The organism is Sphingobacterium sp. UBA1897 (assembly GCF_002337775.1).
GTDB lineage: Bacteria > Bacteroidota > Bacteroidia > Sphingobacteriales > Sphingobacteriaceae > Sphingobacterium > Sphingobacterium siyangense.
This window is the reverse complement of the sequence record NZ_DDGR01000022.1, coordinates 102,195-127,706: the sequence shown is the minus strand read 5'-3', so window position 1 is coordinate 127,706 and position 25,512 is coordinate 102,195. Positions and strand designations below refer to the sequence as shown.

The window sequence follows — 25,512 nt, the reverse complement described above, 5'->3', positions numbered from 1 at the left end:
TGCCTTTTTTGTTATACGCTTGCCGATCATCAAAGATCAATAGGAGTTTATTTTTTCCTTTTAAACAGCTTTTTGCCGATCGTAAATAAAATCACCACGATAATACCTCCTCCTAGGCCAAATAACAGCTCTTTTATCATTCCTGGCAGAGTTGGTAGCGCATGGTGTAAGAAATCAATATAATGCGCAAATATTCCGCCTGAAACCAGAATTAAAGCAAATGTACCTACAACAGCCAATAATTTGATAACAAAGGGTAGCGCACGGACTAAAAACCGACCTAGGCTCGCAACAGGACCTTTTTCACGGGAGGTTTTAATTAATTTATAACCTGCATCGTCCATACGAACGATAAGTGCTACAATACCATAGACTCCGACTGTGGCTAGAAAAGCAACAACCGAAACCGTAATAATTTGTAAGGATAAGCTTTTTCCCAGAACCGTTCCCAAAGCAATAATGACGATTTCCACAGAAAGAATAAAATCTGTAGTAATAGCCGATTTTACCTTCGCTTTTTCAGCGGCAACTGAGTTTTCAGCAACGACAGTCTCCACTTTTGTTTCCTCCGTAGGATGTTTGCGATGGAACAGGTATTCAATAATCTTCTCAACACCTTCAAAAGCAAGATAGAAGCCTCCCAAGATTAAAATATATTTGATGGCAATTGGAAAAAAGACATTCAGTAATAATGCTATTGGTACAATTATCAACTTATTGAGCAGTGAGCCCTTTGTAATTGCCCATAAAACCGGGAGCTCGCGTGAAGCTAAAAAGCCAGTCGCTTTCTCGGCATTAACCGCTAAATCGTCACCTAAGATTCCAGCAGTTTTTTTTGTTGCGATTTTACTCGCTACTGCCACATCATCCATTAACGCTGCAATATCATCTAGAATTGCAAATATTCCTGAAGCCATAGTTATATAAAAATTGAACGTAAAAATATAAATTTAATTCAATTCTGAAATAAGGAATTTAATCCATTTGCAATATCAAGCTACATTACATTTGAATTAAATACGTAATTTTAATACCACAAGGACAACCATTATGAAAAATTCGCTTACACAAGAGGAACAGTCAATGCTACTTGAAACGCTAAAAGAAAGGTTTCAGAAATTCCCCAAACGACACCCACAGATCAGCTGGGACGAAGTAGTGCATAAATTGCTTGAAAGCCCCCAAAAATTATGGAGCTTGTTCCAAATGGAAAAGAGCGCTGGCGAGCCCGACCTTGTTATTATTGATCCAAACAAAAAGCAGTATGCTTTTGTGGATTGTACAGAAGAAAGTCCCAAAGGAAGGAGAAGCCTCTGTTTTGACCAAAAAGCCTTAGATGACAGAAAGGAAAACAAACCTATTGGAAGTGCTGTCGAAGAAGCTAAAAAAATGGGAACCGAGCTGCTTTCTGAACAACAATATCGCCAACTCCAAATGTTAGGTGAATTTGATTTAAAAACTTCCAGCTGGATACAAACTCCGGAGGCCATTCGTAAGCTTGGTGGCGCCTTATTCGGTGACAGACGTTACAACCAAGTTTTCACCTATCATAATGGCGCGATCTCCTATTATGCGGCACGGGGCTTTCGTGCCATACTTTTTCTTTAAATAAAAGCACTTAACCATCAAAATATAAAACCTATATGAAAACAATTTTAATCGCTACCCTACTCTTTTGCTTGGGAGCTGCTCAACCACTCTTTTCACAAGTCTCTTTTCCTTCTTTCTTAGAAGGGACGTGGAAGGTTGACAATAAAGAGGAATACGAACAATGGGATCGTATAAACGAACATGAATTAAAAGGCCTTTCCTATGCGTTGAAAAATGGCCAAAAGATAGTCAGTGAATACCTAAAATTGACCAAAAAAAAGGATAAAATCATATATACAGCACTGGTCATCGGACAAAACAATGGGAAAGAAGTCAATTTTGAGCTAAATTATCAGGATAGTACCTATTCTTTTGTCAATGAGGCCCATGATTTCCCTAATTACATTCGATATACACGAGTCGCTACAAACCGACTTCATATTGCAGTGGAAGGAAAATCGGGAAAAGTCAGATCTTTTTATGCGACTAAAATCGTACCCGCAACGACCCTAGCGAATCCAAATTACGATCAGGAACTCGCAAAAAAATTAGGGGCCGATGATTATGGAATGAAATCCTACATCTTTGTCCTCCTGAAAACTGGCGAGAACAAAACAACAGACAAACAATTTATTAATGCATGTTTCAAAGGTCACATGGAAAATATCAATCTTCTCGTAAAAAATGGGAAACTGATTGTTGCTGGCCCGTTTGGGAAAAATGACAATAACTTCCGGGGGCTTTTTATCTTAAATAACTTGGCTTCTATTGATGCCGCAAAGCATATTTTAGAAAACGATCCAGCGATAAAGAATGGTCTCTTAGAAGCTTCATTTTACCCTTGGTATGGTTCAGCTGCTTTGGCAGAATACCTGTCTCAAGTAGATAAAATCTGGAAAAAACAACATTAGCTGTTTGTTCGTGACATACAGCTGTCATTTGTCGATCTAACTTTGGGGAAAACTAAAAGTCATGAAAAATAAAACAATCCCTTCATTCAGTATAATTGGCCTTGCCATCCGTACGAGCAACCAAGATGGACAGGCAGCTAAGGACATTCCGGAACTTTGGAGCCGCTTTTTTAAAGAAGATGTATTAAGCCGTATTCCCAATAAGATATCCAGCGAACTCTACTGTATCTATACCGAATATGAAAAGGATCACACCTTACCTTATACCACTTTCTTGGGCTGTAAAGTGAGCAATCTTGAAGAAGTGCCCGAAGACTTGGACGGTATTCATATCGCTGAAAATCGTTACCAACACTTTACTGCAGAAGGAAGTTTAGAAGATGGGATCGTTTATGAAACTTGGCAAAAGATATGGAGTTCGGATTTACCAAGAACGTATGCCGCAGACTTCGAAATATATGGCGAAAAAGCCCAAAATCCACAAGATGCAAAGGTGGATATATATATAGGTATCCATTAGCGGTATACCGTAACAAAAAGTATGTCTTAAGGTATTTATCATTTATTTTAAACTAAATAACCCTTACCTTTGTGCCGATTTAAAGAAAAACATTATGCAAGGCAATACGACATACAGAAAAAAAGTTGTTCGATATAGCTATTTAAAATTAATTGGAAGTTCAGCTCTCGTTAGTATCATTTGTTGCTTATTGGCATACAGCCTCAAGCACAGCACAGGTTATGTACAGGAAGAATTGTTTGAAAGAGTATCTTCCTGGAATCCTAAACTGTTTATTATTCTACCCAGCATAGGTATTACAGCTATTTATTTCTTACGGAAATACGCTTTTCAAAACAGAAAAAACAAAGGGATCAAAGAAATCTATACAACATTGGAAACAAGAAAAGACCATTTGCCTTTTTTTAAGATTCCATCACATTATATCAATGGTTTTCTAACTGTAATTTTTGGTGGTTCAACCGGTGTTGAAGTCTCCACAGTTGTTGCCACAGCCACAGTAGGTAACCAAGCATATAAGAGATTACATCCGGCTTGGGCCTACAAAACCGAGTTGATCTGCGCAGGCGTAATTGCTGGAGTCACACTGTTGTTTGGAAGCGCATTGGGTGGTTTTCTTTTTGCTTTTGAGGTTATTGCACGGAGATATAATAAGACTTTACTCATTAGTGGAATAACTTCAATGGCTGTGGCGTCCGTATTTGTCTATTACCTTGACGCAAGTCCTTTATTTACATTTGAGGTAAAAGCATGGCGATGGCAGGCGATCCCTTTTGTCGCTATTTTAGGACTGATTGGCGGGATCTTAGCGTTATATTTTACTAAAATTGTTATTTATGCAAAGTCCTATTTTGCAGGCATAAAAAGTAATTTTATCCGTGTCAATTTGGGCGCAATCACTGTTGGGACGTTAATCTTTTTCTTGCCGGCACTGTATGGCGACAGCTATCATGGTCTTGGAGAAATTCTAAAAAGCAGTCTGCATGATTCTGTCAATTTACTATACTTTCTTCCGCTGATCCTGCTTGTTCTCTTAAAACCTTTTGTAGCCTCTTTGACGTTAGGTGCAGGTGGTGATGGCGGCGTTTTTGCCCCAAGTATTGTTACCGGTGCATTGTTAGGCGTCTTGTTTGCACAGCTTTGTAATCATTACCTAGGCACACAATTGGTGGTTATAAATTTTGCTCTTTTCGGTGCTGCAGCAATGCTTTCTGCGGCTATACACGCACCATTTACGGCAATCTTTATTATTGCAAGCCTTGTTCCTTCAGGCTATTTATTACTAGCACCGCTACTCATCAGTAGTTTTATTGCGAAAGCGCTGGCAAAAAAACTATATCCTTATAATGTATACACCTATAAGGAAGTGGCGACAGCCAAACCACTTTAATCTCACGCATTGATCAACAAAACATGATCAAATTACAATAAAAAAGCGCATCAAATGTATTTGATGCGCTTTTTTCATGATTTAATCTTCCCTGCTTCCATCATCTGCCATACGGACTATCTTGGGCGAAAATTTTGCCACGACATCAACAAGATCTTTTTGTGAAGCCATTACAGTATGGATGTCTTTATAGGCCATCGGCGCTTCATCCATCCCTGCCCCAAGCAACATAATACCTTTATCTTTAAGCATCGAATGGAGATCATGGGAAGATAGCGTTTTAATCGCTTGTGTACGGCTCATCAGTCGACCTGCCCCATGAGATGCCGATTGTATCGCATTCGACTCCCCTTTTCCACGAACCAAAAATCCTGGTGTAGCCATGGAGCCTGGAATAATCCCCATAACCCCTTTTGCAGCTGGCGTAGCACCTTTTCGATGGACAATAACCTCTTGACCATTCCACGTTTCCTTCCATGCAAAATTGTGGTGATTTTCAACCTTCGCCAACAATTCGGCCCCTAAAGCCACCGTAATCTTTTCATGGATCACTTCATGGCAAGCTGACGCATAGTCGCCGGCGAGATTCATCGCTAGCCAATACTCTTGCCCTTCATGAGTATCTAAGTCTAAATAGGCCAGATTTTCAGCTTGGTAAGGCAACTTACACAAGGATTTAGCCAACTTGGTATAATGTGCCGCAATGGTAGCGCCCATTCCTCTTGAACCTGAATGGGTCAATAAGCCTAAATAGGCTCCGCTATCAATGTTCAAAACCTCATCTCTTTCTTCAAATTCGACTATACCAAACTCCACAAAATGATTCCCCCCACCTGAAGATCCCAATTGCGTCCAGGCTTTATCCTTCAATGCGGAAAGGAAGCTGTTCTCAGTGAACAACTCGTTATCCAATACAGCATGATCTACACGTTCATGTCTCAAATATCCATTGCCAGCACCAAACTTACTATTACGCAGAATAATGTCTTTCAAGGTCATTAAATTGTCTTCCAAAAATGAGGCTGGCAAATCAAAGATCGATAAAGCCATACGACAGCCAATATCAACACCGACCCCATAAGGAATCACCGCATTATTAGTCGCCAGTACGCCACCAATTGGCAACCCATATCCTTGATGCGCATCTGGCATCAACGCTCCGGCAACTGAAACAGGTAATTTCATGGCAACACTCATTTGAGCTTTCGCCCCTGTTTCGATTTCAGATGCACCATAAATCGTATATTCCGCCGGAGTCTCGTTCAATGCAATTAACGACTTATCAACAGCCTCTTGCCCAAGTATAGCATGGGCCAAAATTCCGAAAACAGCATCTTCTGAATAGCTGGTCGGATCTTCCAGAACAGACTTGAACTTTTCGAGCATTTCTACCCGCGTAAAACCGTGTCTTTTACTATTGATCTTTAATGCCACGCCCAAGGAATGATTCTCTTTATACCCTAATGCAATTAAATCATTGCCATTTATTCTCTTATTTTCCATTTTTTACTTTCTTTTTTGATGGAGCAGCCATACAACTTCTCCAAAGCAGGTAACAACATCTCTTTACGTTGCTACCTGCACCTCTTTCAACTTATTAATCTTTTATTTCACAAACAATTGCTTAAGCTGGTCAACAATCTGTCCATTTCCCGAAACCGAAATCGTATTGATCTTTTCAGCAATCTTTTCGACATATTCCATTTCCTTCAATTTAAACAACATACTGTTCTCTTCCATCAGCTTCGCGGTATTCAACAAACTCCGTGTTGAAGCAGTCTCTTCACGACGCATGATGCTATTTGCCTGTGCCCTCTTCTCCGCAATCAACACCTGGTTCATGATGTCCCGCACATCTCCTGGTAGAATAACATCTTTAACGCCGCAGGTCAACAGTGTTATACCCAAGCCCGCGACTTGTGGCAATGTATTTTCTAAGACATAGCCCTGTATTTCGGTCTTTCGCTCCATCAACTCGTCCAAAGTCATCTGGCCAATATAGGACCGTAAGGTCAACTGCATCAACGAATACAATTGCTTTTCATATTCTTTATTATCCAATAGCGCTTTGACAATATCCACAATCTGATATTGCAGCGTGAAATTGATTCTGATCTGTGCCTTATCTTTGGACAAGATCTCCTGTCCTACCACCTCCAACGTCAAGACTCTCATATCAGCTTTTGAAATCGCTATGGTTTTTGCATTCTTCCACCAACAATACGTTCCCGACTTCAAAATATCTACAAACACACCGTCTACAAAAAACAGCGCTTTCTCATTTGGTTCAATCATATATTGACGTACATAATAGCCTAAGCTTTGCTTCTCCAGCAATTGACGGTTAACAGATGCAGGGATATCAATCTCCGTAATGTCTTCCAATTGAAATCTGCGTTCGCGCAATTCCTTCCAAAAAACATGTCTGCCAGACGCTAACGTCTTTTCAAAATTACCATTCAAAAAAACAAGACAGATCTCCGCATCACCTACTTCAACGATATCGACCAATTCGCGAAAACCTGTCAACTGCAACAGTACATCGACATTGCGACCGGAAGGAAATGGATGAGTCGTCGTGTACTTCTCCAGTTTTTCACCAAATCCCAACCAGTAGTTACCGGATTTCAAAACACGGATCACCGCATTGTTCTTAACAACCAATCCGATTTCGTCTGTAGTTAGCTGTACTCTTTTCATTGTATATTCTTTTAAATTTTCCTCATTTCTATTATAAAACCTGCTATTTTTTATCCCTTGACCTCAAGCGGGATTCGAAAGTCCTGGTACCCTTTTTTAAAATCAAAAGTCGATGAACAAATACCCCATCTTATTGTCATGGCTTTTTATGATAAATCTAGACACCTCATCTTAGGAATCTCAGGCCATCAATCAATTGCTCAATCGCATGGAAACAGCGCATAAGCAGGATAAAAGATAGCAAGCTTCTACCAAATGACCTTTTTGAAGAAAGTCTTAACTTTGAATGTCCGAATGGACAGTTCGATGCAATACCCTTATGCTATTCCATCCGAAAATGGAAGTGGGATTCGAACCCACACGATTGTGTTGTTATTCTAACCAGACTGAACTATCCTGATTGCTCAGGAGTAGGAATCGAACCTACGACCCACAACTAACTGCTTTGCTCTACCCTTGAGCTACCTTTTTTACAGGAGAGGATTCGAACCTCTAACACGAGCACTTTCCTTTCAACTTCTCGTTTTATCAGTATATTGAAGCTCATAGAGAACAATACTAACCTGCTATACTGAAACAGGTGACCAGGATGCCATCTGAAGAAGAAAGGCTCTTTTATACTTCATAATGAAGTATATATCTTAAAGCTTTTCGCTATAATTTCCATCAAAGAACGTTTGTCACTGTTGACATTACAAATATCGTTGGCTTAATACGCAGGGAATTTGCGTAACAATAAAAAGAAATAAGAAAATTTATAAAAAAATATAAAATACTGATATATAGACAATAAAAAACAAATAATTAGTATCGAGAAAAATTAGAAGTCCTGAACTACGCAGATTCATTGCGTCTTTACTCGACACGGTAGACTTACGGCCCGCTGCATTATTTCAAAAAGAATGGAAAATTAAATTTTTTGATGAATATTCTGTTGAATATAGTGGTAATCCGTGATCATGTTATCCAATTTATATCCTAATTTTATTCCAGTTTTAAGACGATATCAAAAAATGAAAAGTTTATATGCAACAATAGGGCTGTTTTGCATGCTAGCAAGCTGTACAAATTCAGCGCAAGACCATAAAAGCGCTACTGCAAATCATCCTGCAAAGCAAATACCATTCAAAGACAGCACAAGGACAGCGAAGCAAGACACGGCAGTGGGTCAGCATCAACAAGCAGAAGCTTGGTGGAAAGGAATTTTTCAATGTACAGGTTCCGCATCTGGAAAATATTGTTACTATCTGGATAAAGAGGACGCATTATGTACCAAGCGATTCCAAGCCTTTTTAAAAGATGCGAATGAAATTTACGGTCCCTCCAACCTCACAGATGAAGAACTACCCAAAGCTGAGGCAGCTTACAAGGCCAAATGGGAGAAAATCTACCCTTTATATACGGAGGAAACCTGGTTATTTGGAAGAGGTAATGACGACGCATTGGATATCAAGGATGTCAAAATCGACAAAGTAACTGAAAGCAAATTTATCGTATTTATTGATTACGGTAATGACATCCGAACCAAAAATGAAGTTCAATTGGTCAATGAGCAAGGTTCTTATAAAATAGATTACTGCAAGACGACTTTCCTACACTAAACGTTCCCCCTAGCATTGAAAATGCCAATTTTCTAGACGATAAATTGGCATTTTCAATTTATGATTGTTTGCTACTTTCAATTAAGCTTGAAAGCTATTGTTCCATTTAACAACATTTCCCTGATGTATAAGCCCATAGACGGTTGAGATCCGAGAAACTGCTTCTGCAGAACAACTCGCATCGACAAAAAGGAGGTTAGCATCATCTCCAACTTTCGGCCATACGGAATTCCCTTGATCATCAAGCGGAATTTTGCCATTGGTCGCATAACGAAGGCAACGGGATAACTCGAATTCAGTTTCATAACCATATAATTCCGCAGCTAGATTGGCTTTTTGAAGCATATTACCGCTACCGAAAGTACCCCAATGGTCCTGAACATTGTCGTTTCCTACAAAAACTTCCACTCCCGCTTTTTTCAATTCCTGAAATGGCATCAACATATTGCGAAAAGGAACCGAACTGCATATACCAACTTTCGCTTCTGCCAATCGTTCGGCCGTATGTGCTAAGTCCTTTTTCGGCATGTAACCTAAGGCGAAAGCATGACTGATAAATGTACGTCCCTGCAATGCCGGATTTTCCAATGCTTTATCAATCAAATAATGTATGGTCTTAACACCTGATTCCCCTCCCTCATGTAAGTGGATATCGATTCCTTTGTTATTATCCAATGCAAGTTGAACTGTCAAGTCCATCGGTTTCTCAATACTGCCGTCAATACTAAAGGGATCCAAACCACCAATAAAATCCACCTGCCCCCATTTTGCTACCTCCTCCATTAGTTTCGCCGATTCTGTATAATATAGGCCATGCTGGGGGAATGCAACCAGTTCTGCAGCAAATGAATATTTTAAATGTTCCAGCGCCTGTAACAAATGCTCCAATGACTTTGTTCCCGATGTTGGATCTACATTAAAATGCGTACGTGCAAAATTTGTTCCGTAGCCCTGTAAAAGCGCGATTAACTTTTGGGCCCGTTCGACAGAGGTTTTCAACAACTCGGGGATAATCACCTGTTCCTTGGCAATCATATCTTTTACAGTCCTATTTTTTGGAAATACCGCCTTCCAGGGCAGGCCATATAAGGTTTTATCCAAATGAATATGCATGTCACGGAATGGCGGCAATGCCAATTTACCTTTCACATCAAAGGCTTTTCCGCCCCCCGCCGGTTGCGCAGGCTCAATACTTTTTATTTTATTTGCCTCAATTTGAATATCAAATAATGCCGTTTTCGTAGCAACAATTTCTTCCTTCTCATAAAGAAAGCCAGTTTCTAGCAATACATTCTTCAACAAATAAGTATCTTGATTTTGATTGATTTCATTCATGCCTATATCATTTTTCACCAAAGCTAAGTGATTTGAGCCAATGATCTTTGTACGAATTATTACAGCTTGTGTAGATATTATGGCTGCGCTTTAAACTGACTTGGCGTCATATTCGTATGGCTTTTAAAAAACTTGCTGAAGCTTGCATTATCGTAAAACCCCAAATCAAAGACAATAGCTTTGATCGTTTTATCCGAAATTTTAAGCAATCGCTTTGCCTCCAGTAACACACGTTCCTGAATCAAAAATGAAGCTGATTTCTGTAAAACCCGATTACTTAACACATTTAGATAATTTGCCGAAATATTTAGCTTCTCGGCATAAAAAGCGACTGATTTTTCACTTTTATACCATTCATCGATAAGCTGCACAAATTTCGCCATAATTGGATTAGCCTGATATTGTTCATAATCATCAAAATTATCCTGAACGATCTTGCTGATCAGAAGCGTAATTACTTTGACCCGTGCGTAAATCAATTCCCATAGGATCTCACCATCCTGTAAATCATCTGCAATTGCCTTGAATTCTGTCAATAACGACTGAAAATTGGCCGTTGAAAGATCAATAACCAAATGCTTAAAATAATAAGAAATAGGGAATCGCAACGCAGGTAATAAGCTTTCGAACCAATGTCTGCTAATCATGAGCTGTAGTGCATAGGTAGGATCGGCCATCTGCCATTGATGTACCTGTCCCGGAAAAACCAGATGTAACTGATTTGCACCTAGTACAAAACGGTCAAAATCTATTGTATGTGTGCCTACAGACTCTTGGAACAATAAAAGGATAAAAAAATCGTGTTTGTGCGGTTCACTAATTTCTCTAGGGCCAATGAGCTCATGAAAAAGTAAATCGCGGTCAGCGATAATCCCTTCCTGAAATTTCTGCAGGTCTAATATTGGGAAATGGTCGTTGGGTTGATACATAAACAGTATTCCAAAGATAGTATCTAAATATTAAAACAAAAAACAAAAGCTAGTGAGAGCTGGTAACAATGCTAAAAATTACGACTAACTTATGACCAGCTTCGTCCTGTAAGCACAGTGAGTCCACAGTAAGTCCACGTTGAGTCCACTTTTTTAAGGTGCATATACCATGGACTCATCGTACAGACATACTACTTACAGTCCGAAGTTGATTACTCGTAGTCCATAGCTTGTTCAAACGAAACTCTTATTGTTTGGACTCCCTGTATAAAAGAAATTGTTACGATTATAACTATTATTTAATATAAAAAAATGTTACTTTAACGCAGTTGCTAGGGTATCAAGCGATATTGAATGCCGACGCCCCCATATCTAATTAAAATCGAGAAATGCAAATCGAAATCGGTCGTATATTTTATGAAATAGTTCCCTGGAATAAAGATTATATCCAAATTTCGGGTAATTCATCACCCTATCGTGTACATGCTCCAGCACATTGCGATGTTGCTTTCCTTAAAGAGTACATCAAGTTAAACCCGCCAGAAAGTAAATCGGAAGGTATATCCTATTCCTATCTAGAAGCCCCCTACTACCTATTTGGAAAACCTTATTTGGTCAAAATCTATCCTTCCACAACGCTAGCAACCGTTGAACTGACAGCTACAAGTATATGTGTATATCAAAAGAAGAGCACGAATACATTGAAATTACTGCACAAATGGAGTCAGGAATTACTCTACCATGAAATAATCAAGCAGATTGCTTATTGGGAAGAACAGTTGGATATATATGATGTAGCTACAGTAACCATCCATAAATTATCCAAAAACGATTTTAGAATCGTTGAAGGTGGATTTCATTTTTCAAATCGACTCATTGATTTCGAAAAAGAACACATCAAGCTAATTATTCTAAAGGCTTTCTGTAAATTTGCTCATAAGACGCGAAAAGAAACAGAAGCAATTTTCAGTTTATATATTCCAAACTGGAGAGATCTTTGTTAGTACAGCATAATAAGATGACAGAAATTAACATCAGAATCCAACTAAAGAAAGACGATCTAATCATACCATTCAGCAATCAAGATCTTATACCATTCATCGCCAAACATCAGCAAGAAATCAATGATTACGTTATCGAGCAATTGGAAGATAAAGACGGCGCACCACATTTAAGTGACTTTAGCATAAGTGGATTAACTTTTTATACAAATAGTACCGAAGGTTCATTTAGACTTCATTTTAAAATTGATCGGCAATTTTGCTGCAGTGATCTCTCATCGTGTCAAATGGATTATATAGACTTTAAGTTTAATCAATCAAATGATAGTATCACACTAACTGGAAGTTATACTGTTTGGACAATTCAATAAAAGATATGCGAGTACCCGAACGTTATCAAGTTAATACAAGTTCATTTTCTTTTTATTGGTCGAAGGGTCTTGGTGTCGAATTGCTTCGCAAATTGCCGACGAAACTTTCCATCGCTGCTGCCGATCAATTTACTCCTTTACTCTATCAATTTGACAATAGCTGCGACCAACTTGTCGAACAGCTACACCTAAAAATTGGCTTCCATCAAGGTCAACAACTGCTTAAAGATGCACTTGCAGGCAAGCCTATTGATGCAGCATACGAACATGTATTGCTGAATTTTTTAAATACATTAGATCTCAACCCCTCTTGGTTAGATTGGGATAAAATAGAACAAGGCATTGGGCTCAGTCAACGTTCTGGTTTATCAGGACTTATTGTATTACGGGATTATGTCCTCATGGGGGGCTATGAGTCCAGTGCGATCAATAAACCCTTAATCTTTACAGGTGCGTTAAAAAAAGGGGCTGTCAAACGACTCACCGAAACGGTAACCTTTTGGGTGGATATCACAGGCGATGATGCACTGAAAAAGGGTAATATCGGCATAGAGGCCATTCTACTCACCCGATGTATCCATTCGTATGCGCGATTAAACATCCTAAAGCACGGTCAGTGGCAAACAGAAAAATGGGGTATCCCATTAAATACGTGGGATATGCTTGCAACCAATCTCGGATTTTCTCTTGTTTACCTAACAGGGCTAAAACGTATGAAATTCAATGTATTGAAAAACGAGGTAGAAGGTTTATTCCATATCTGGAAGTTTATCGGAACATTGCTGGGTATTCCAATGCAACTTCTCCCCGACACAGAGGAGCAAGCCATTGAAGCTTTGTATTATTGGACCATGACACAACAATCAGGAGATCAGGATAGCTTAGCTTTAGCAAAATCACTCATGGAAGAGCCCATTAAAGCAGCCTACCCCACAAACAAATGGGGACGAAAGCTCATGCGCGAAATTCATCTCTACTACAATCATTATCTATTGGGCGACTATTCGTGTTCACTATTGGGTTTAAAGAAGACGGTACTCGGTAAAATTGCTTATGTGAATATCTTAAAAAATAAAAAAGCAAATCGTATGGTTACCGACAGCTTATGGCGACAACAACAAATTGACAAAGGAAGAAAAGTACACGAAGGCGTGAAACAAATCTATCTGAAATACAATTAACCAACGTTGCGCTCGTAAGGCACCCGTGTCGCAATGGAGCGTCCCAGGGTTAGCTCATCGACATATTCCAACTCGCCACCAAAGGCAATACCGCGGGCAATCGTTGTAATTTTTACATCAAATTCACGCAATTTACGGTATAAATAAAAAATGGTGGTATCCCCTTCCATTGTTGCTGAAAGGGCCAAAATAACTTCTTCTACCTCACCTCTTTGGATTCGATTAATTAACCCTTCGATTTTTAGATCAGCAGGGCCAATACCATCCATAGGCGAAATTAATCCTCCCAATACATGATATACACCTTGATAGGAATTTGTATTTTCGATGGCCATCACGTCTCGCGTGTCTTCTACAACACAGATCAAATTTTTATCGCGTTTGAATGAGGCGCATATCTCACATATACTGTGGTCAGAAATATTGAAACATTCTTGGCAATACTGAATATCTTCTTTTAAGCGATCGATAGAGGCCGTAAAACGCGCTACATCTGCATCGGATTGCTTCAACAGATGCAAAACCAGTCTTAATGCCGTCTTTTGTCCCACGCCAGGTAATTTTCCAAATTCGGCCACTGCGTTCTCAAGAAGTTTAGAAGAAAAATTCATAATGCAAATGTAAGAATAATCAGAAAAAGTAGCTAGTATTAAAAAAATAGCTATATTGTATTCCTTTTTGAAAAATTAGGTTTTAGAAATTAAATGTATAACGTTATATATGGATATTACAAAAGAAGATAAAATTATCCGCGCATTTGAAAACAAAACATGGCAGGAAATTAAAGTAAAAGACTCATGGCAGATTTTTAAAGTGATGTCAGAGTTTGTGGATGGGTTTGAGAAATTGGCAAAAATTGGCCCCTGTGTTTCAATATTTGGATCAGCACGTACCCCGCGCGAACACAAATATTATCAAATGGCGGTAGATATTGCTAGCTTATTGACGGAACGCGGTTATGGTATTATCTCCGGCGGTGGACCGGGTATTATGGAGGCAGCCAATAAGGGCGCTTACGAATCTGGAGGTAAGTCTGTCGGCCTAAACATTGAATTACCATTCGAGCAATTTCACAACAAATATATTGACCGCGACAAATTGCTTGAATTTAAGTACTTCTTCGTCAGAAAGGTCATGTTTATGAAGTATTCTCAAGGGTATATTGTTATGCCTGGAGGTTTCGGAACCATGGACGAACTTTTTGAAGCAATCACACTGATTCAAACCGGTAAAATTGCACGTTTTCCAATCGTATTGGTCGGCTCTGAATATTGGAAAGGATTAATAGATTGGGTTCAAAATACAATGATTTCAAACAAATATATCAGTGAAGAGGATTTAAAACTGTTTCGAATTGTGGATACAGCCGAGGAAGCAGCTGATCATATTTTCCGATTCTACGATAAATACTTGTTGAAACCAAACTTCTAAGAAGTACTTCTTCGAAAAAGGAGTATCTGTTGATTCAGATACTCCTTTTTTTTTGTCTATTCGAAGCTGCTTTCTTTTGTAAAATATGCGTTTAGCTGCTTAAAGCCAGCTTTTATATATTAAAGTTGCATTATTCATAATTTAGTCCCTACATTTATAGCGCAATTTGCATTTCACGTCGTATAACCATAGAAAAACAAATTATTGTCTTGCATGAAAGATTTTGGAGGCCATTCAGATGAAGAGTTGATCGTGTTGATTCAACAAGACGATAGCTTAGCTTTCGAAGCTTTGTATGATCGCTATTGGAAAAAGCTTTATTACCAGGCTGCCCGCAAAACAAATTCACTGGAAGATGCGCAGGAAATTGTACAAAATATCTTTACTTCACTTTGGCTGAGACGCCATCAACTCCAAATTGAAAGCAATCTCGCCTCCTACCTCGCTGTGGCCGTTAAATACAAAGTATTTAAATATCTGGCACAACAATACAAACAGGAAGCTTTTAAGCATGATACGGAATGGGTAGATTTTGATAATTCGACGGAAAATTGGCTCCAGTTTGAGGAGCTTCGTGTTCGGCTAGATCAACTTGTTTCGGAACTGCCTGAAAAATGCCAGCTTGTTTTCAGATTATCCCGCGAAGAAGGACTCTCCTATAAACAGATCGCTGAAAGTATGAACATCTCTGTGAAAACTGTCGAAACCCAGTTAAGCCGTGCCTTAAAAAAAATACGCGCTGGTATTCAGCGCTTTCTGATTACTTTGTAATTTTTTTTTCTTCTTGTCAGGGTATCAGCCCAATTTAGGGACTCTATATATAAATAACCCCTAAATATGGTTGATCATAATCAATTCCGGATAAAGCAATTGGCTTATAAATGGCTTCAAGGCACATGTAGCCCTGAAGAAGAGGCCGAACTGCAACAATGGTATGAAACAAGTAATGGCGAACCTCTCCCTATCCCCGAGGAGCTCGCAACAGATGAACAACAACTCAAAGAGCTGTTATTCTTAAATATAAAGCAGGAAATCCAAGCGTCAAAAATCAAGCGAATTCCACAATGGGTGAAATTGGGTGGAATAGCTGCTGCTTTGGCACTGTTATTTATATTGCCCCTTTACCTTGTTAAAAGAACAACCGGAGATACCCCACAGGTAGCCGTGAAGACGCAACAGCAAGTTCATCCGGGCATTAAAGCAGCCGTATTAACTTTAGCCGACGGAACTAAAATTGACCTTTCTGCCCACCAACAGAGCGTTCTTCATCAGGATGAACAGGTGAAAATTGTTACAACTGCTTCCGGAACCGTGCAATATCAATTTACAGCCAGTAAGAATACTGCTGCTAGCCGAACCAATACCATTGAAACGCCGATTGGAACAGAATATAAGATCATTTTGGCCGATGGCAGTAAGGTATGGCTAAACGCTGGCTCCGTGCTCACATTTCCTGAATCTTTTGCGTCGAATAGCCGTGAAGTAAAATTATCTGGTGAAGCCTATTTTGAAGTCAGCCACGATAGTAAGCGACCATTCTATGTGCGATCCAATGAACAAACCATCCGCGTATTTGGAACCCATTTTAATGTAAGCTCCTATCCAAATGAAAACAATAAAACCACACTTATAGCGGGCTCTGTACAAGTCTCGCAATTCGGCAAGTCAAAAATGCTGAAGCCTGGTCAAGCAGCATTTACCTCAGGTGGGAATCTTATCGTAGCAGAAGCCAATATCGAAGAGGCAATGGCCTGGAAAAATGGCTTTTTCTATTTTGAATCGACACAAATAAAAGATGCACTCGCCGCCATAAAACGCTGGTATAATGTAGATATTGTCTATAAAGGAACAAATGAAAAGCGTGAACTGACAGGAAAAATAAAACGTAATTCAACGGCCCAGCAACTGGTTGAGACCCTCAACTTCCTGGATATAAAATGTCGATTGCAAAACAATAAAATTGAAGTTGAACTCTAAATTATTTAATATAAAACAAACTTACCCAACTAATTATGTATAAACTTAAAACCATCCAAGGGGCTGGTAAAAAGGCAAAACTATTTGCTGCTTTACTTGCGATCCAATGCGTTTCCCATGCAAATAATTTGGCGATGGCGAATGTAAACCAAACTAAAATCAAGTTACAAGACAAGGAATACACTTTGGCGAAGTTTGCTAAAGAGATCGAACGTCAGAGTTCTTATGTGTTTCTGTACGATAACTCACAGATTAATGATAACCAAAAAATCCGAATAAACCATAAAGATGGTTCTATTGTTGAAATTCTGGATGACAACCTAAAAGAGCTATCTTATTCTTATAAAATTGTCAACAACACCATTGTCCTAAAAAGGAAAACAGATGACATACCCTTAAGAAACACGATTAATGTACAACAGCTTGTCAAAGGACGCGTTTCTGATAGCGATGGTAAAGCATTAACAGGGGTCACAATCCGCAATACAACAACAGGTAAACAAACGGAAACAGACAGTAAAGGTGAATTCTCGATTGAAGCGACCCCTACACATCAACTCAGCTTTAGTTCGATAGGTTATGAGACTATCAGTAGTACGGTAGGCTCCAATAGCTTCCTCAACGTGCAGATGAAAACTACCAACAACCAATTGGAACAGATCGTTGTGGTCGGTTTTGGAACACAGAAGAAAAAGGACATCACTGGAGCCATTGCAACCATGAGCACAAAGGATATTGAAGATCGCCCTGTGACCCAATTGGCGAGTGCCATGGAAGGCAAAATGGCGGGGGTAGAAATTGTAAAATCCTCCGGACAACCGCAAGCTGGCTTCTCCATTCGAGTTCGCGGAACCTCAACAATCACTGCAGGTAGCAATCCATTATACATTGTAGATGGTGTTCCTACTGAAAATATATCGGAGCTCAATCCATCAGATATTCAAAGCATTTCGGTCTTAAAAGACGCTGCTTCTGCCGCTGTCTACGGATCGTCAGGAGCCAATGGCGTTGTGTTGATTACGACCAAAAGAGGAACAAACGGTAAAACACAAGTAAATTTCGAAACCTATCAAGGATTTTCAGCCATCAGAAAAAAGCCTAGCGTTCTAAATGCTGCACAGTATAGAGAATTAATGACTGAGATGGGAGAAGCCTTGGATTGGTCGAAATATACCGCTGATACGAACTGGCCAGATCAGCTATTCCGCACCGGCCACAGCCAAAAATACCAGGCTTCAGTACGCGGTGGAGATGAAAAGACAGGGTTTTACATCTCTGGATCTTATCAAAAAGATAATGGCACGGTCATCACAAATACAGTAAACAAGGTCAATTTTAAGGTTAATTTGGATCACCAGATCAATAAAATCTTTAAAGTTGGAACAAGCTTATCTTACAACCGTTGGTACGATGTGGACATTAACGAGAACTCCCGAAATGGGGTCATCATGAATGCTTACCTGGGCTCCCCAGTCATCGGCATATACGGTGATAAGGGGGCTTTCACAGTAGATCCATTCTATACGGATCTTGACAACCCCGTTGCATTGGCAACAGGCAACGAGCACAGCTATATCAACAACAGATTTACAGGAAATGCCTTTGTGGAGGCTAATATCCTACCGGGACTAAAATTCAAATCGCTGTTTGGGTATGAGAAATTTAACAACCAGTACCGCACTTTTGTGGATCCGTTCCGCACGACAGAGGGTAGAAAATATAAAGGGATGGCGACGCTCCAGCAGCAGGACAATCAGTATTGGATGTCCGAAAATACATTAAACTATGACAGAACTTTTAGTGACAAGCACCACTTCACAGGTTTATTAGGTTATATTACCACTAAAACACAAACAACAATCTCAAATATTGCTACCCAGAATTTTGCTAATCCAGCGATTCACACCGTCAATGGAGGTTCGATGATTACGGCGATGCCAACGGCGATAGATGCTGCTGTATCCACTGTCTCCGGCATTGCAAAAATCGGTTATGATTATAACGACAAGTACTTATTTACAGCCAATCTGAGAGCTGACGCGTCATCTGTATTTGGGCCTAATAACCGTTGGGGGTACTTCCCTTCTTTCTCTGCCGGCTGGCGTTTATCCAATGAAGATTTCTTTAGTTCGCTGAAAAACACGGTAAACGATTTGAAAATCCGCGCTAGTTGGGGTAAGGTTGGAAATAGCCAAATCCCGGCCTTTTCCTATCTTGGTTTAGTTGACGTCACGGGATCGTACAATATCGGCGATCAGGTTGTACCGGGGTATACACCCTCTACCTTGGACAACCCCAATCTAAAATGGGAAACAACAAACCAGACCGACATTGGTGTGGATGCCAGTTTCTTTAATTCCAGATTGATATTTGGTGCAGATTATTATGCAAAAAAAACTGTAGGCCTACTTCTCAACTCAAGAGTTCCTTATAGTTCCGGTTACAGAACTGCGCTGAAAAACCTCGGCGACCTACAGAATAAAGGTTTCGAATTCGAATTCAGTAGCCGAAATTTCGTTCACGATTTCAAATGGAATACAACAGTCACCTTTGGGCTCAATCGCAATAAAGTACTGAATATTGATGGCGGAACCTACTATGACGGAAATATTGATGGCCGCGGCAATAGTACGATTGCAAAAGAAGGGGTTGCATTGGGATCATTCTGGGGTTACGTCGCGAAAGGCGTCAATCCAGAGACCGGAGATATGATCTATCAGATGGCAGACCCTGAAGCAGGTCTTCAAACGAGTGATATGGCTATCATTGGTAATGCTACACCAAAATTCTCTTATGGCATGACAAATGATTTTAGTTATAAGAACTTCAGCTTTTCTTTTTTCTTACAGGGTGTACAGGGAAATGATATCCTTAATGCGACACGTATTTATACAGAGGGTATGTGGGAACCGAGAAACCAAAGTACTGCCGTGTTAAACAGATGGACAGTCAATAACAAAAATAGTACTATGCCGCGTCCGGATCTAAACAATACAGATGACAACTACAATTCACAGATTTCTTCCCGTTTTGTAGAGAAAGGTTCCTACTTCAGGGTAAAATCGATGACCTTGGCCTATACACTACCTAAACAAGTGCTTGAAAGATGGAAGCTCAATAAGGTCCGTTTTTATGTGACAGGCGAGAATCTGTTAACATTCACAAAATACTCAGGTCTAGATCCTGAGGTAAGCATGTATGGGGGAACTAACCAGGAAACCGTGAGCTCCAATATGGCGCCGGGCATCGATTTTGGTACTTCGCCGCAGGCACGCACTCTTATTGTTGGTTTAAACCTAACTTTTTAACCTTTTAGCTTACAAACAATGAAATCAAATAGATATACGTCATTAGCCATCGCCTTATTGGCTTCTCTAGCTCTAAATTCCTGCAAAAAGTTTTTAGATCTTCAGCCTACCTCCACGGTAACGAGTGAAAATGCCTATCTCACCGGAGACAATATTGAGAAAGCATTAAACGGGGCCTATAATTCTTTTATAGGCAATGGTACCCGCCCAGGAAGCAATGCCAATTATTATCAATGGGAGATGATTTTACAGACCGATATCCGTTCGGACAATGCGCATGCGGCCGGTGGTGGTGAGATAGACTTTGCACAAATTGACTATAATACCATTACCAATACCAATGAAATGGTACGCAGGGATTGGGAAGAACTGTATGGAGCAATCTCAAAATGCAATATCGTTATCGACAATGTTGATAAAGTCACAGATCCTACTTTTTCGGATGAAAGACGCAAACAAATTCTTGGAGAAGCTTCATTTTTAAGAGCCTTCCATTATTATCAATTGGTCAAACTTTATGGTGGTGTACCCTTGGAAAAACACTCCAACAGTACAGATGCCGAAGTATTACGCATCAAGCGATCAACTGTAGAGGAGGTTTATGATTTTATAGATTCGGATCTACAAGTTGCAGCAAACAATCTTCCCGATGGATTTGGACAAGCCTCTATTGACAAGGTTAGAGCTACAAAAGGTGCTGCAAATGCCTTGCTGACCAAGATATGGGCACAACGCCCTGATCGAGATTACAATAAGGTATTGCAATACGCCGATTCAGTGATTACTGGAAAAGGTGGCTATCAGCTCCTTCAAAACTATGCGGATCTTTTTGACGGTAAACATAACTATAACAGTGAATCTATCATAGAGATTCCCTATATCGCCGGCAGTCCCAATCTAAGCTGTTGGGGTGGCGCATTCTTTTTCCCGGATCTTGATGAAAATGGCCAAATCAACGAAAACGAATGGCGCCGGTATGGCACACCTTCGAAAGATCTAGTCGAAGCTTATGACAACGCTGGCGACACTGAACGAAAGAATGCCAACATCTGGTTTTTCTCTGTCCCTTGGGCAGATGAGTTCTGGAACCCTTGTGGAGATGCCGATACAGAAATCCCATTTAATGTAAAGCAAAAACATGCCAACAGCTTCCAAAGTGGCGATCATTTTTACCTTTTGCGGCTTGCGGACATCATTCTGCTTAAAGCAGAGGCTCAAAACGCCTTGGGAAATACTTCTGGTGCGATAAACACCATTAATGTCATACGTCATCGCGCAGGGCTGTCAGATTTATCCGGTGTCAGCTCCAGTGCGCTAAAGGCCATCATTCTCAACGAGCGCCGATTGGAACTTGCTTTCGAAGGTCAACGTTGGGATGATTTAAATCGTTATGGTGTCACGGTAGATGTAATGAATAAACTAAATGAAATAAAATTTACATGCGATAACGGCAAACAGAGCAACCCTACGTCGATTAAGTATAATTTTAACCAAAATAGCCTGCTCCTTCCAATACCATTATTGGAACTGCAGGCAAATCCGAGCCTGACTCAAAATCCAGGCTATTAATTAGACCAAGCATAGGCTGTTCAAAGGATTAATTCCTTGAACAGCCTTTTTTACTAATATACTTTATTATGACTCGTTTTAAATCACTGGATATTTTCCGTGGGTTTACACTCGCGGCTATGATTCTCGTCAATAATCCCGGCAACTATCATCATGTATTTCCTCAACTTGAACACTCCATCTGGCATGGCTGTACGTTTACAGATCTTATATTTCCATTTTTCTTATTTGCTGTTGGAAACTCGATGGCATTTTCTTTAAAAAATATAGATCAACAGGCTCCATCAGCCTATTGGCAAAAAGTTGCGAAAAGAACGGGCATCCTTTTTATGCTGGGCATCTTTTTAAATGTTTTTCCTTTTGTTGAATGGAATAGCCTTCACAAGCTGGAATGGATTCCATTTGCCAAGTACAGGTATTTCGGCGTATTGCAACGTATCGCTATCTGTTATTTCAGTTGCGCCATGTTAATATATTATTTTAAAGATAAAGGCACAATTATCATCGGTGTAGCATTTCTCTTGTTCTATTGGTTGATTTGCTACTATAGTAATCCATCGGATCCTTATAGTTTGGACGGTTGGTTCGGAACAGCACTCGATATCCGAATCTTTGGTGCATCCCATCTCTATCACGGCGAGGGCACAGCGTTTGATCCAGAGGATATCTGGAGCGTATTACCGGCCATCAGTCAAACGATATTCGGGTATATTACCGGAAAGTACATTATTCACAAACTGACAGGAAAAAGGGAGCTGATGAACCTCGTTGTCGTAGGTCTGTCCTTTATCCTGATTGGCTATCTATGGTCATTTGTCTTTCCTATTAATAAGAAGATTTGGACCAGCAGCTACGCCGTATTCAGCACTGGAATTGCACTCTCTTTTCTTGGTATATTAATCTATCTTATCGAATTTCAAAACATCAAAGGGATAATTTACACTGTCCTTGACGATTTCGGTAAGAATACACTATTTATCTATTGTCTTAGCGGCTTAATTCCCACGATTTGTTCTTTTATTCTCATCGGGGATACACATCAAAATCTTTGGAACTTAAGCTACCATTTCCTGTTTGATAGCTGGCAAAACCAACGATTATCGTCCGCCCTATTTGCGCTGCTATTTGTCGCTTTGAATTGGTTGATCGCATATTGCCTACGGAAGAAAAAGATCTATATCAAAATCTAGGTCGAGGTGCCATTGGCTTAAAATAGGCAATCTGAATAATAGGAATAAAAAAAAGGGCCAAGGCCCTTTTTATATATAAAGATATGGATAAGATATACCGCAGCTACTTTTAGAAAACGCCCCATCTTTGTTTTACTATTTCGCTATTACAGTATGCTGACACTAAAATAGCTCAAACTAACTATACAGAGAAAAAACTTAGGGGGACAAAGGGGGGGACAAAATACAATCGATTGAAAAACAGCAAATTAAAACACGTATTTAAATTAAAAAAAGCGCTACTTTATTTTGAATAATCATAATAGAAGTCATACTTCGCTTAAAATTCTTGTCCGGAAATATAAAAAAAAGAAAACCTGAGGTTGGGAGTCCCAGGTTTTAACTAACCAATTATTAACCTAAATTATGAAAAGTCTTTTTTTAATATTCTACACAAAGAATATTTCAACTATTGGACCAAAATCGCGCATAAATTACTATTTCACATTTCCTTAACAGATTACTGAGATTGAAATGACTAAACGGAAGACATTTCCAAAATAAGAATAGAAAATATACTGTTAAAAGAAATTAAAGAGACTATTCGGAGCCAATTTTTCATAAGAGAAATCAAGTTCTGCCGCAACATCAGGTAAAATCTTTGATTTTGTTAAGAAATGTATTTTAGCGGGATGTCTTTCTGCTGCCATTTTGACCAATTCCATCATGTAGTGATTGCTCTGATATCTTTTTACTTGTCCTTTTATATCTTCAAACCCGCTATACTGGCCGTATTGATCAATATATCCCATCCCATAAAAAACACCATTTTCGATGACAATACAGCTTTTTTCATCCGAATTACGTCCTTTATCGATCAATACAAAGGATGGCTGCTGTTTGAGCCAATCCTCGATACAACGTTCCACCCGTGTATTGTGTAGGTCTCGATCGGGTAATTCGGTCTTTTTTAGCGCTTTCGTAGACAAACTGGCGTGCCCAAACTGACAAAATTGCGGATTAATAGCGTCATGCTGAATAAAGCTTTGCAACAACTGAATAGCGTCATATTCACGCTGAAACAGCTGAATACATTCTTGTCCCCTTGTTGTCTTCCCAATAGCCAGATGGAGATAGCCATTTTGATCCTCATAAGAGAACAAACCAAATTTAGGCTCATACCGTTTAAGTGCTCTATTATATTTTGGCCAGAACTTTTTGATTTCCGCACATTCCAACAACAATGACATCAGCTCTGTCCCGCAGCATTCATAACTTATATGATGAATTTCTTTTAAGAAATGTTGCCTTTGCGCTTGAATATTATTCCCTGTAAAATGAGACAATACTCTTTTTTTTATATTGACGGCTTTGCCAACATAAATTACTTTTCCAGCTTTGTCATGAAAATAATAGACTCCAGCCTCGTTGGGCAATTGTTCATACTCCAAGGGATTTAAATGCGGTGGAAACCGTTGATCTAGCGCTTTATGCTTAATCATATCCTGAAATACCTGTTCGGTATCTAGCACTTTCAAATAAGCAAAGAGAATGGCAGTTGCATCGGCGTCGCCACCCGCACGGTGCCTATTTTCAATCGGGATATCTAAATAATCACATAGGCGCCCCAAGCTATAGGATAATAATCCCGGCTTTATTTTTCGTGCATAGCGTACCGTACATAATTTTATAGCTGACCACTCGAAGCCTGACTCCTGAAGCTGAAATCGAATGAATGAATAATCAAAATTTACATTATGTGCAACAAAAATACGGTCTTTGAGCATTTCATAAATCTGCTCGGCTACTTCATCAAATAATGGAGCGTCCTTCACCATGTCATTGTTTATACCCGTAAGCGCAAAAATCGAATTCGGAATCTCTTTCCCTGGATTCACCAAGGTCTCCCAACGTTCCAAAACCTGATTACCATCATGAATAACAATGGCAACCTCTGTGATCCTGCTCGATTTTGCATTGCCACCTGTAGTCTCTATGTCCACAATGGCAAATTCTTGTCTTTTGCTTTGATTTACACTCATAACGCAAAGCAAACATACTAAAAATATTAGCTATTCAAAAGGATCACCGCAATTTTACAAAACACGGACGCCAATTATACAATCTAGCTGATAGAAATAGCTGTTTTTCTAAACTACTGTTCATGTTATATATTGCTGGATTTTGTTTATTTTGGCTTTTCTTAATTAAATTCATGCTCATGGAAGTAACACAAAAAAATAACGATAAACACGGCAGCTTTGAGGTTATCGATCAGGAAAAGTCAGTTGCACAAATGACTTATACCTGGGCTGGCCCTACAAAATTCATTATAGACCATACGGAAGTAAGTTCCGAATACGCAGGAAAAGGGCTAGGCAAACAGTTATTGATGGCAGCAGTGACCTATGCACGTAAAGAAAATTTAAAAATTATGCCTTTATGTCCTTTTGCAAAATCAGTTTTTGATAAGGACCCAGCATTAGCCGATGTGCTTTTTTAAGACCTCGCCAATGTAAAAAAGATGGT

General features: G+C 39.5%; 22 protein-coding genes and 1 tRNA gene. 15 read left to right on the top strand and 8 right to left on the bottom strand.

Annotation, left to right across the window (positions count from 1 at the left end; all coding sequences use genetic code 11):
- Window positions 1-47 precede the first annotated feature (47 nt).
- Window positions 48-917: a DUF808 domain-containing protein gene (locus tag B4N43_RS13195; protein ID WP_286735248.1), complete on the bottom strand. Its 870-nt coding sequence runs from the start codon at window positions 915-917 to the stop codon at window positions 48-50.
- Window positions 918-1,050: 133 nt separating this feature from the next.
- Between B4N43_RS13195 and B4N43_RS13190 the strand changes: the two genes are divergently transcribed.
- The 4 genes from B4N43_RS13190 (at window position 1,051) to B4N43_RS13175 (ending at window position 4,411) form a co-directional block, all read left to right on the top strand.
- Window positions 1,051-1,608: a DUF4256 domain-containing protein gene (locus B4N43_RS13190; RefSeq protein ID WP_286735246.1), complete on the top strand. Its 558-nt coding sequence runs from the start codon at window positions 1,051-1,053 to the stop codon at window positions 1,606-1,608.
- A gap of 35 nt (window positions 1,609-1,643) precedes the next feature.
- A complete protein-coding gene (locus tag B4N43_RS13185) occupies window positions 1,644-2,501 on the top strand; it encodes a DUF6265 family protein (protein WP_286735245.1) in 858 nt (285 codons plus the stop codon).
- Window positions 2,502-2,562: 61 nt separating this feature from the next.
- Entirely contained in the window at window positions 2,563-3,021 is a 459-nt protein-coding gene (locus B4N43_RS13180; RefSeq protein WP_286735244.1) for a GyrI-like domain-containing protein, read from the top strand.
- Between the two features lie 94 nt (window positions 3,022-3,115).
- Window positions 3,116-4,411, top strand: coding sequence for a chloride channel protein (locus B4N43_RS13175; RefSeq protein WP_286735243.1), 1,296 nt, complete (start codon window positions 3,116-3,118; stop codon window positions 4,409-4,411).
- 81 nt (window positions 4,412-4,492) lie between these two features.
- Here the strand turns inward: B4N43_RS13175 and B4N43_RS13170 are convergent, their stop codons facing one another.
- The 3 genes from B4N43_RS13170 to B4N43_RS13160 form a co-directional block, all read right to left on the bottom strand.
- Entirely contained in the window at window positions 4,493-5,914 is a 1,422-nt protein-coding gene (locus B4N43_RS13170) for an RtcB family protein (protein ID WP_286735241.1), read from the bottom strand.
- A 102-nt stretch (window positions 5,915-6,016) separates the two neighbouring features.
- The gene (locus B4N43_RS13165) at window positions 6,017-7,111 is read right to left on the bottom strand and encodes a slipin family protein (RefSeq protein ID WP_286735239.1); all 1,095 of its coding nucleotides are present in this window, start codon (window positions 7,109-7,111) and stop codon (window positions 6,017-6,019) included.
- A 404-nt stretch (window positions 7,112-7,515) separates the two neighbouring features.
- Window positions 7,516-7,577, bottom strand: a tRNA-OTHER gene (locus B4N43_RS13160).
- 547 nt (window positions 7,578-8,124) lie between these two features.
- Here B4N43_RS13160 and B4N43_RS13155 point away from each other — a divergent pair.
- Window positions 8,125-8,712, top strand: a complete 588-nt coding sequence (locus B4N43_RS13155; protein WP_286735237.1) for a hypothetical protein — start codon at window positions 8,125-8,127, stop codon at window positions 8,710-8,712.
- 81 nt (window positions 8,713-8,793) lie between these two features.
- On the opposite strand, the gene B4N43_RS13150 is transcribed toward B4N43_RS13155, so the two are convergent.
- Both B4N43_RS13150 and B4N43_RS13145 read right to left on the bottom strand, forming a co-directional pair.
- Window positions 8,794-10,047 (bottom strand): amidohydrolase, encoded by a 1,254-nt coding sequence (locus B4N43_RS13150; RefSeq protein ID WP_286735234.1) that lies wholly within the window; start codon window positions 10,045-10,047, stop codon window positions 8,794-8,796.
- Between the two features lie 77 nt (window positions 10,048-10,124).
- Window positions 10,125-10,976, bottom strand: coding sequence for an AraC family transcriptional regulator (locus tag B4N43_RS13145; protein ID WP_120334349.1), 852 nt, complete (start codon window positions 10,974-10,976; stop codon window positions 10,125-10,127).
- 389 nt (window positions 10,977-11,365) lie between these two features.
- Between B4N43_RS13145 and B4N43_RS13140 the strand changes: the two genes are divergently transcribed.
- The 3 genes from B4N43_RS13140 to B4N43_RS13130 are packed head-to-tail and all read left to right on the top strand — an operon-like array spanning window position 11,366 to window position 13,529.
- Entirely contained in the window at window positions 11,366-11,980 is a 615-nt protein-coding gene (locus B4N43_RS13140; protein WP_286735231.1) for a hypothetical protein, read from the top strand.
- A gap of 14 nt (window positions 11,981-11,994) precedes the next feature.
- On the top strand, window positions 11,995-12,348 hold the full coding sequence (locus tag B4N43_RS13135) for a hypothetical protein (RefSeq protein ID WP_286735229.1): 354 nt from the start codon (window positions 11,995-11,997) through the stop codon (window positions 12,346-12,348).
- A 5-nt stretch (window positions 12,349-12,353) separates the two neighbouring features.
- Window positions 12,354-13,529: an oxygenase MpaB family protein gene (locus B4N43_RS13130; protein ID WP_286735227.1), complete on the top strand. Its 1,176-nt coding sequence runs from the start codon at window positions 12,354-12,356 to the stop codon at window positions 13,527-13,529.
- Here the strand turns inward: B4N43_RS13130 and recR are convergent.
- The gene (gene recR / locus B4N43_RS13125; protein ID WP_120334345.1) at window positions 13,526-14,140 is read right to left on the bottom strand and encodes a recombination mediator RecR; all 615 of its coding nucleotides are present in this window, start codon (window positions 14,138-14,140) and stop codon (window positions 13,526-13,528) included. The two genes, B4N43_RS13130 and recR, sit on opposite strands and share 4 nt — an antisense overlap.
- A 115-nt stretch (window positions 14,141-14,255) precedes the next feature.
- Between recR and B4N43_RS13120 the strand changes: the two genes are divergently transcribed.
- The 6 genes from B4N43_RS13120 to B4N43_RS13095 all read left to right on the top strand — a co-directional run bounded on the left by B4N43_RS13120 (window position 14,256) and on the right by B4N43_RS13095 (window position 23,004).
- The gene (locus B4N43_RS13120; RefSeq protein WP_075994812.1) at window positions 14,256-14,960 is read left to right on the top strand and encodes a TIGR00730 family Rossman fold protein; all 705 of its coding nucleotides are present in this window, start codon (window positions 14,256-14,258) and stop codon (window positions 14,958-14,960) included.
- A 213-nt stretch (window positions 14,961-15,173) separates the two neighbouring features.
- Window positions 15,174-15,731, top strand: a complete 558-nt coding sequence (locus B4N43_RS13115) for an RNA polymerase sigma-70 factor (protein WP_120334344.1) — start codon at window positions 15,174-15,176, stop codon at window positions 15,729-15,731.
- 66 nt (window positions 15,732-15,797) lie between these two features.
- Entirely contained in the window at window positions 15,798-16,937 is a 1,140-nt protein-coding gene (locus tag B4N43_RS13110; protein ID WP_286735224.1) for a FecR family protein, read from the top strand.
- Between the two features lie 35 nt (window positions 16,938-16,972).
- Window positions 16,973-20,245, top strand: coding sequence for a TonB-dependent receptor (locus B4N43_RS13105; RefSeq protein WP_286735222.1), 3,273 nt, complete (start codon window positions 16,973-16,975; stop codon window positions 20,243-20,245).
- An 18-nt stretch (window positions 20,246-20,263) separates the two neighbouring features.
- Window positions 20,264-21,814, top strand: a complete 1,551-nt coding sequence (locus B4N43_RS13100; RefSeq protein WP_286735220.1) for a RagB/SusD family nutrient uptake outer membrane protein — start codon at window positions 20,264-20,266, stop codon at window positions 21,812-21,814.
- Between the two features lie 68 nt (window positions 21,815-21,882).
- Window positions 21,883-23,004, top strand: a complete 1,122-nt coding sequence (locus B4N43_RS13095) for an acyltransferase family protein (protein WP_286735218.1) — start codon at window positions 21,883-21,885, stop codon at window positions 23,002-23,004.
- A gap of 560 nt (window positions 23,005-23,564) precedes the next feature.
- Here B4N43_RS13095 and B4N43_RS13090 read toward each other — a convergent pair.
- Window positions 23,565-25,025 (bottom strand): exonuclease domain-containing protein, encoded by a 1,461-nt coding sequence (locus B4N43_RS13090; RefSeq protein WP_286735215.1) that lies wholly within the window; start codon window positions 25,023-25,025, stop codon window positions 23,565-23,567.
- A 179-nt stretch (window positions 25,026-25,204) separates the two neighbouring features.
- Between B4N43_RS13090 and B4N43_RS13085 the strand changes: the two genes are divergently transcribed.
- On the top strand, window positions 25,205-25,486 hold the full coding sequence (locus tag B4N43_RS13085) for a GNAT family N-acetyltransferase (protein ID WP_153847362.1): 282 nt from the start codon (window positions 25,205-25,207) through the stop codon (window positions 25,484-25,486).
- Window positions 25,487-25,512 lie beyond the last annotated feature (26 nt).

Coding starts and splice junctions, on each gene's coding strand:
- B4N43_RS13195 (WP_286735248.1), bottom strand. CDS start 917: ATGGCTTCAGGAATATTTGCAATTCTAGATGATATTGCAGCGTTAATG.
- B4N43_RS13190 (WP_286735246.1), top strand. CDS start 1,051: ATGAAAAATTCGCTTACACAAGAGGAACAGTCAATGCTACTTGAAACG.
- B4N43_RS13185 (WP_286735245.1), top strand. CDS start 1,644: ATGAAAACAATTTTAATCGCTACCCTACTCTTTTGCTTGGGAGCTGCT.
- B4N43_RS13180 (WP_286735244.1), top strand. CDS start 2,563: ATGAAAAATAAAACAATCCCTTCATTCAGTATAATTGGCCTTGCCATC.
- B4N43_RS13175 (WP_286735243.1), top strand. CDS start 3,116: ATGCAAGGCAATACGACATACAGAAAAAAAGTTGTTCGATATAGCTAT.
- B4N43_RS13170 (WP_286735241.1), bottom strand. CDS start 5,914: ATGGAAAATAAGAGAATAAATGGCAATGATTTAATTGCATTAGGGTAT.
- B4N43_RS13165 (WP_286735239.1), bottom strand. CDS start 7,111: ATGAAAAGAGTACAGCTAACTACAGACGAAATCGGATTGGTTGTTAAG.
- B4N43_RS13155 (WP_286735237.1), top strand. CDS start 8,125: ATGAAAAGTTTATATGCAACAATAGGGCTGTTTTGCATGCTAGCAAGC.
- B4N43_RS13150 (WP_286735234.1), bottom strand. CDS start 10,047: ATGAATGAAATCAATCAAAATCAAGATACTTATTTGTTGAAGAATGTA.
- B4N43_RS13145 (WP_120334349.1), bottom strand. CDS start 10,976: ATGTATCAACCCAACGACCATTTCCCAATATTAGACCTGCAGAAATTT.
- B4N43_RS13140 (WP_286735231.1), top strand. CDS start 11,366: ATGCAAATCGAAATCGGTCGTATATTTTATGAAATAGTTCCCTGGAAT.
- B4N43_RS13135 (WP_286735229.1), top strand. CDS start 11,995: ATGACAGAAATTAACATCAGAATCCAACTAAAGAAAGACGATCTAATC.
- B4N43_RS13130 (WP_286735227.1), top strand. CDS start 12,354: ATGCGAGTACCCGAACGTTATCAAGTTAATACAAGTTCATTTTCTTTT.
- recR (WP_120334345.1), bottom strand. CDS start 14,140: ATGAATTTTTCTTCTAAACTTCTTGAGAACGCAGTGGCCGAATTTGGA.
- B4N43_RS13115 (WP_120334344.1), top strand. CDS start 15,174: ATGAAAGATTTTGGAGGCCATTCAGATGAAGAGTTGATCGTGTTGATT.
- B4N43_RS13110 (WP_286735224.1), top strand. CDS start 15,798: ATGGTTGATCATAATCAATTCCGGATAAAGCAATTGGCTTATAAATGG.
- B4N43_RS13105 (WP_286735222.1), top strand. CDS start 16,973: ATGTATAAACTTAAAACCATCCAAGGGGCTGGTAAAAAGGCAAAACTA.
- B4N43_RS13100 (WP_286735220.1), top strand. CDS start 20,264: ATGAAATCAAATAGATATACGTCATTAGCCATCGCCTTATTGGCTTCT.
- B4N43_RS13095 (WP_286735218.1), top strand. CDS start 21,883: ATGACTCGTTTTAAATCACTGGATATTTTCCGTGGGTTTACACTCGCG.
- B4N43_RS13090 (WP_286735215.1), bottom strand. CDS start 25,025: ATGAGTGTAAATCAAAGCAAAAGACAAGAATTTGCCATTGTGGACATA.
- B4N43_RS13085 (WP_153847362.1), top strand. CDS start 25,205: ATGGAAGTAACACAAAAAAATAACGATAAACACGGCAGCTTTGAGGTT.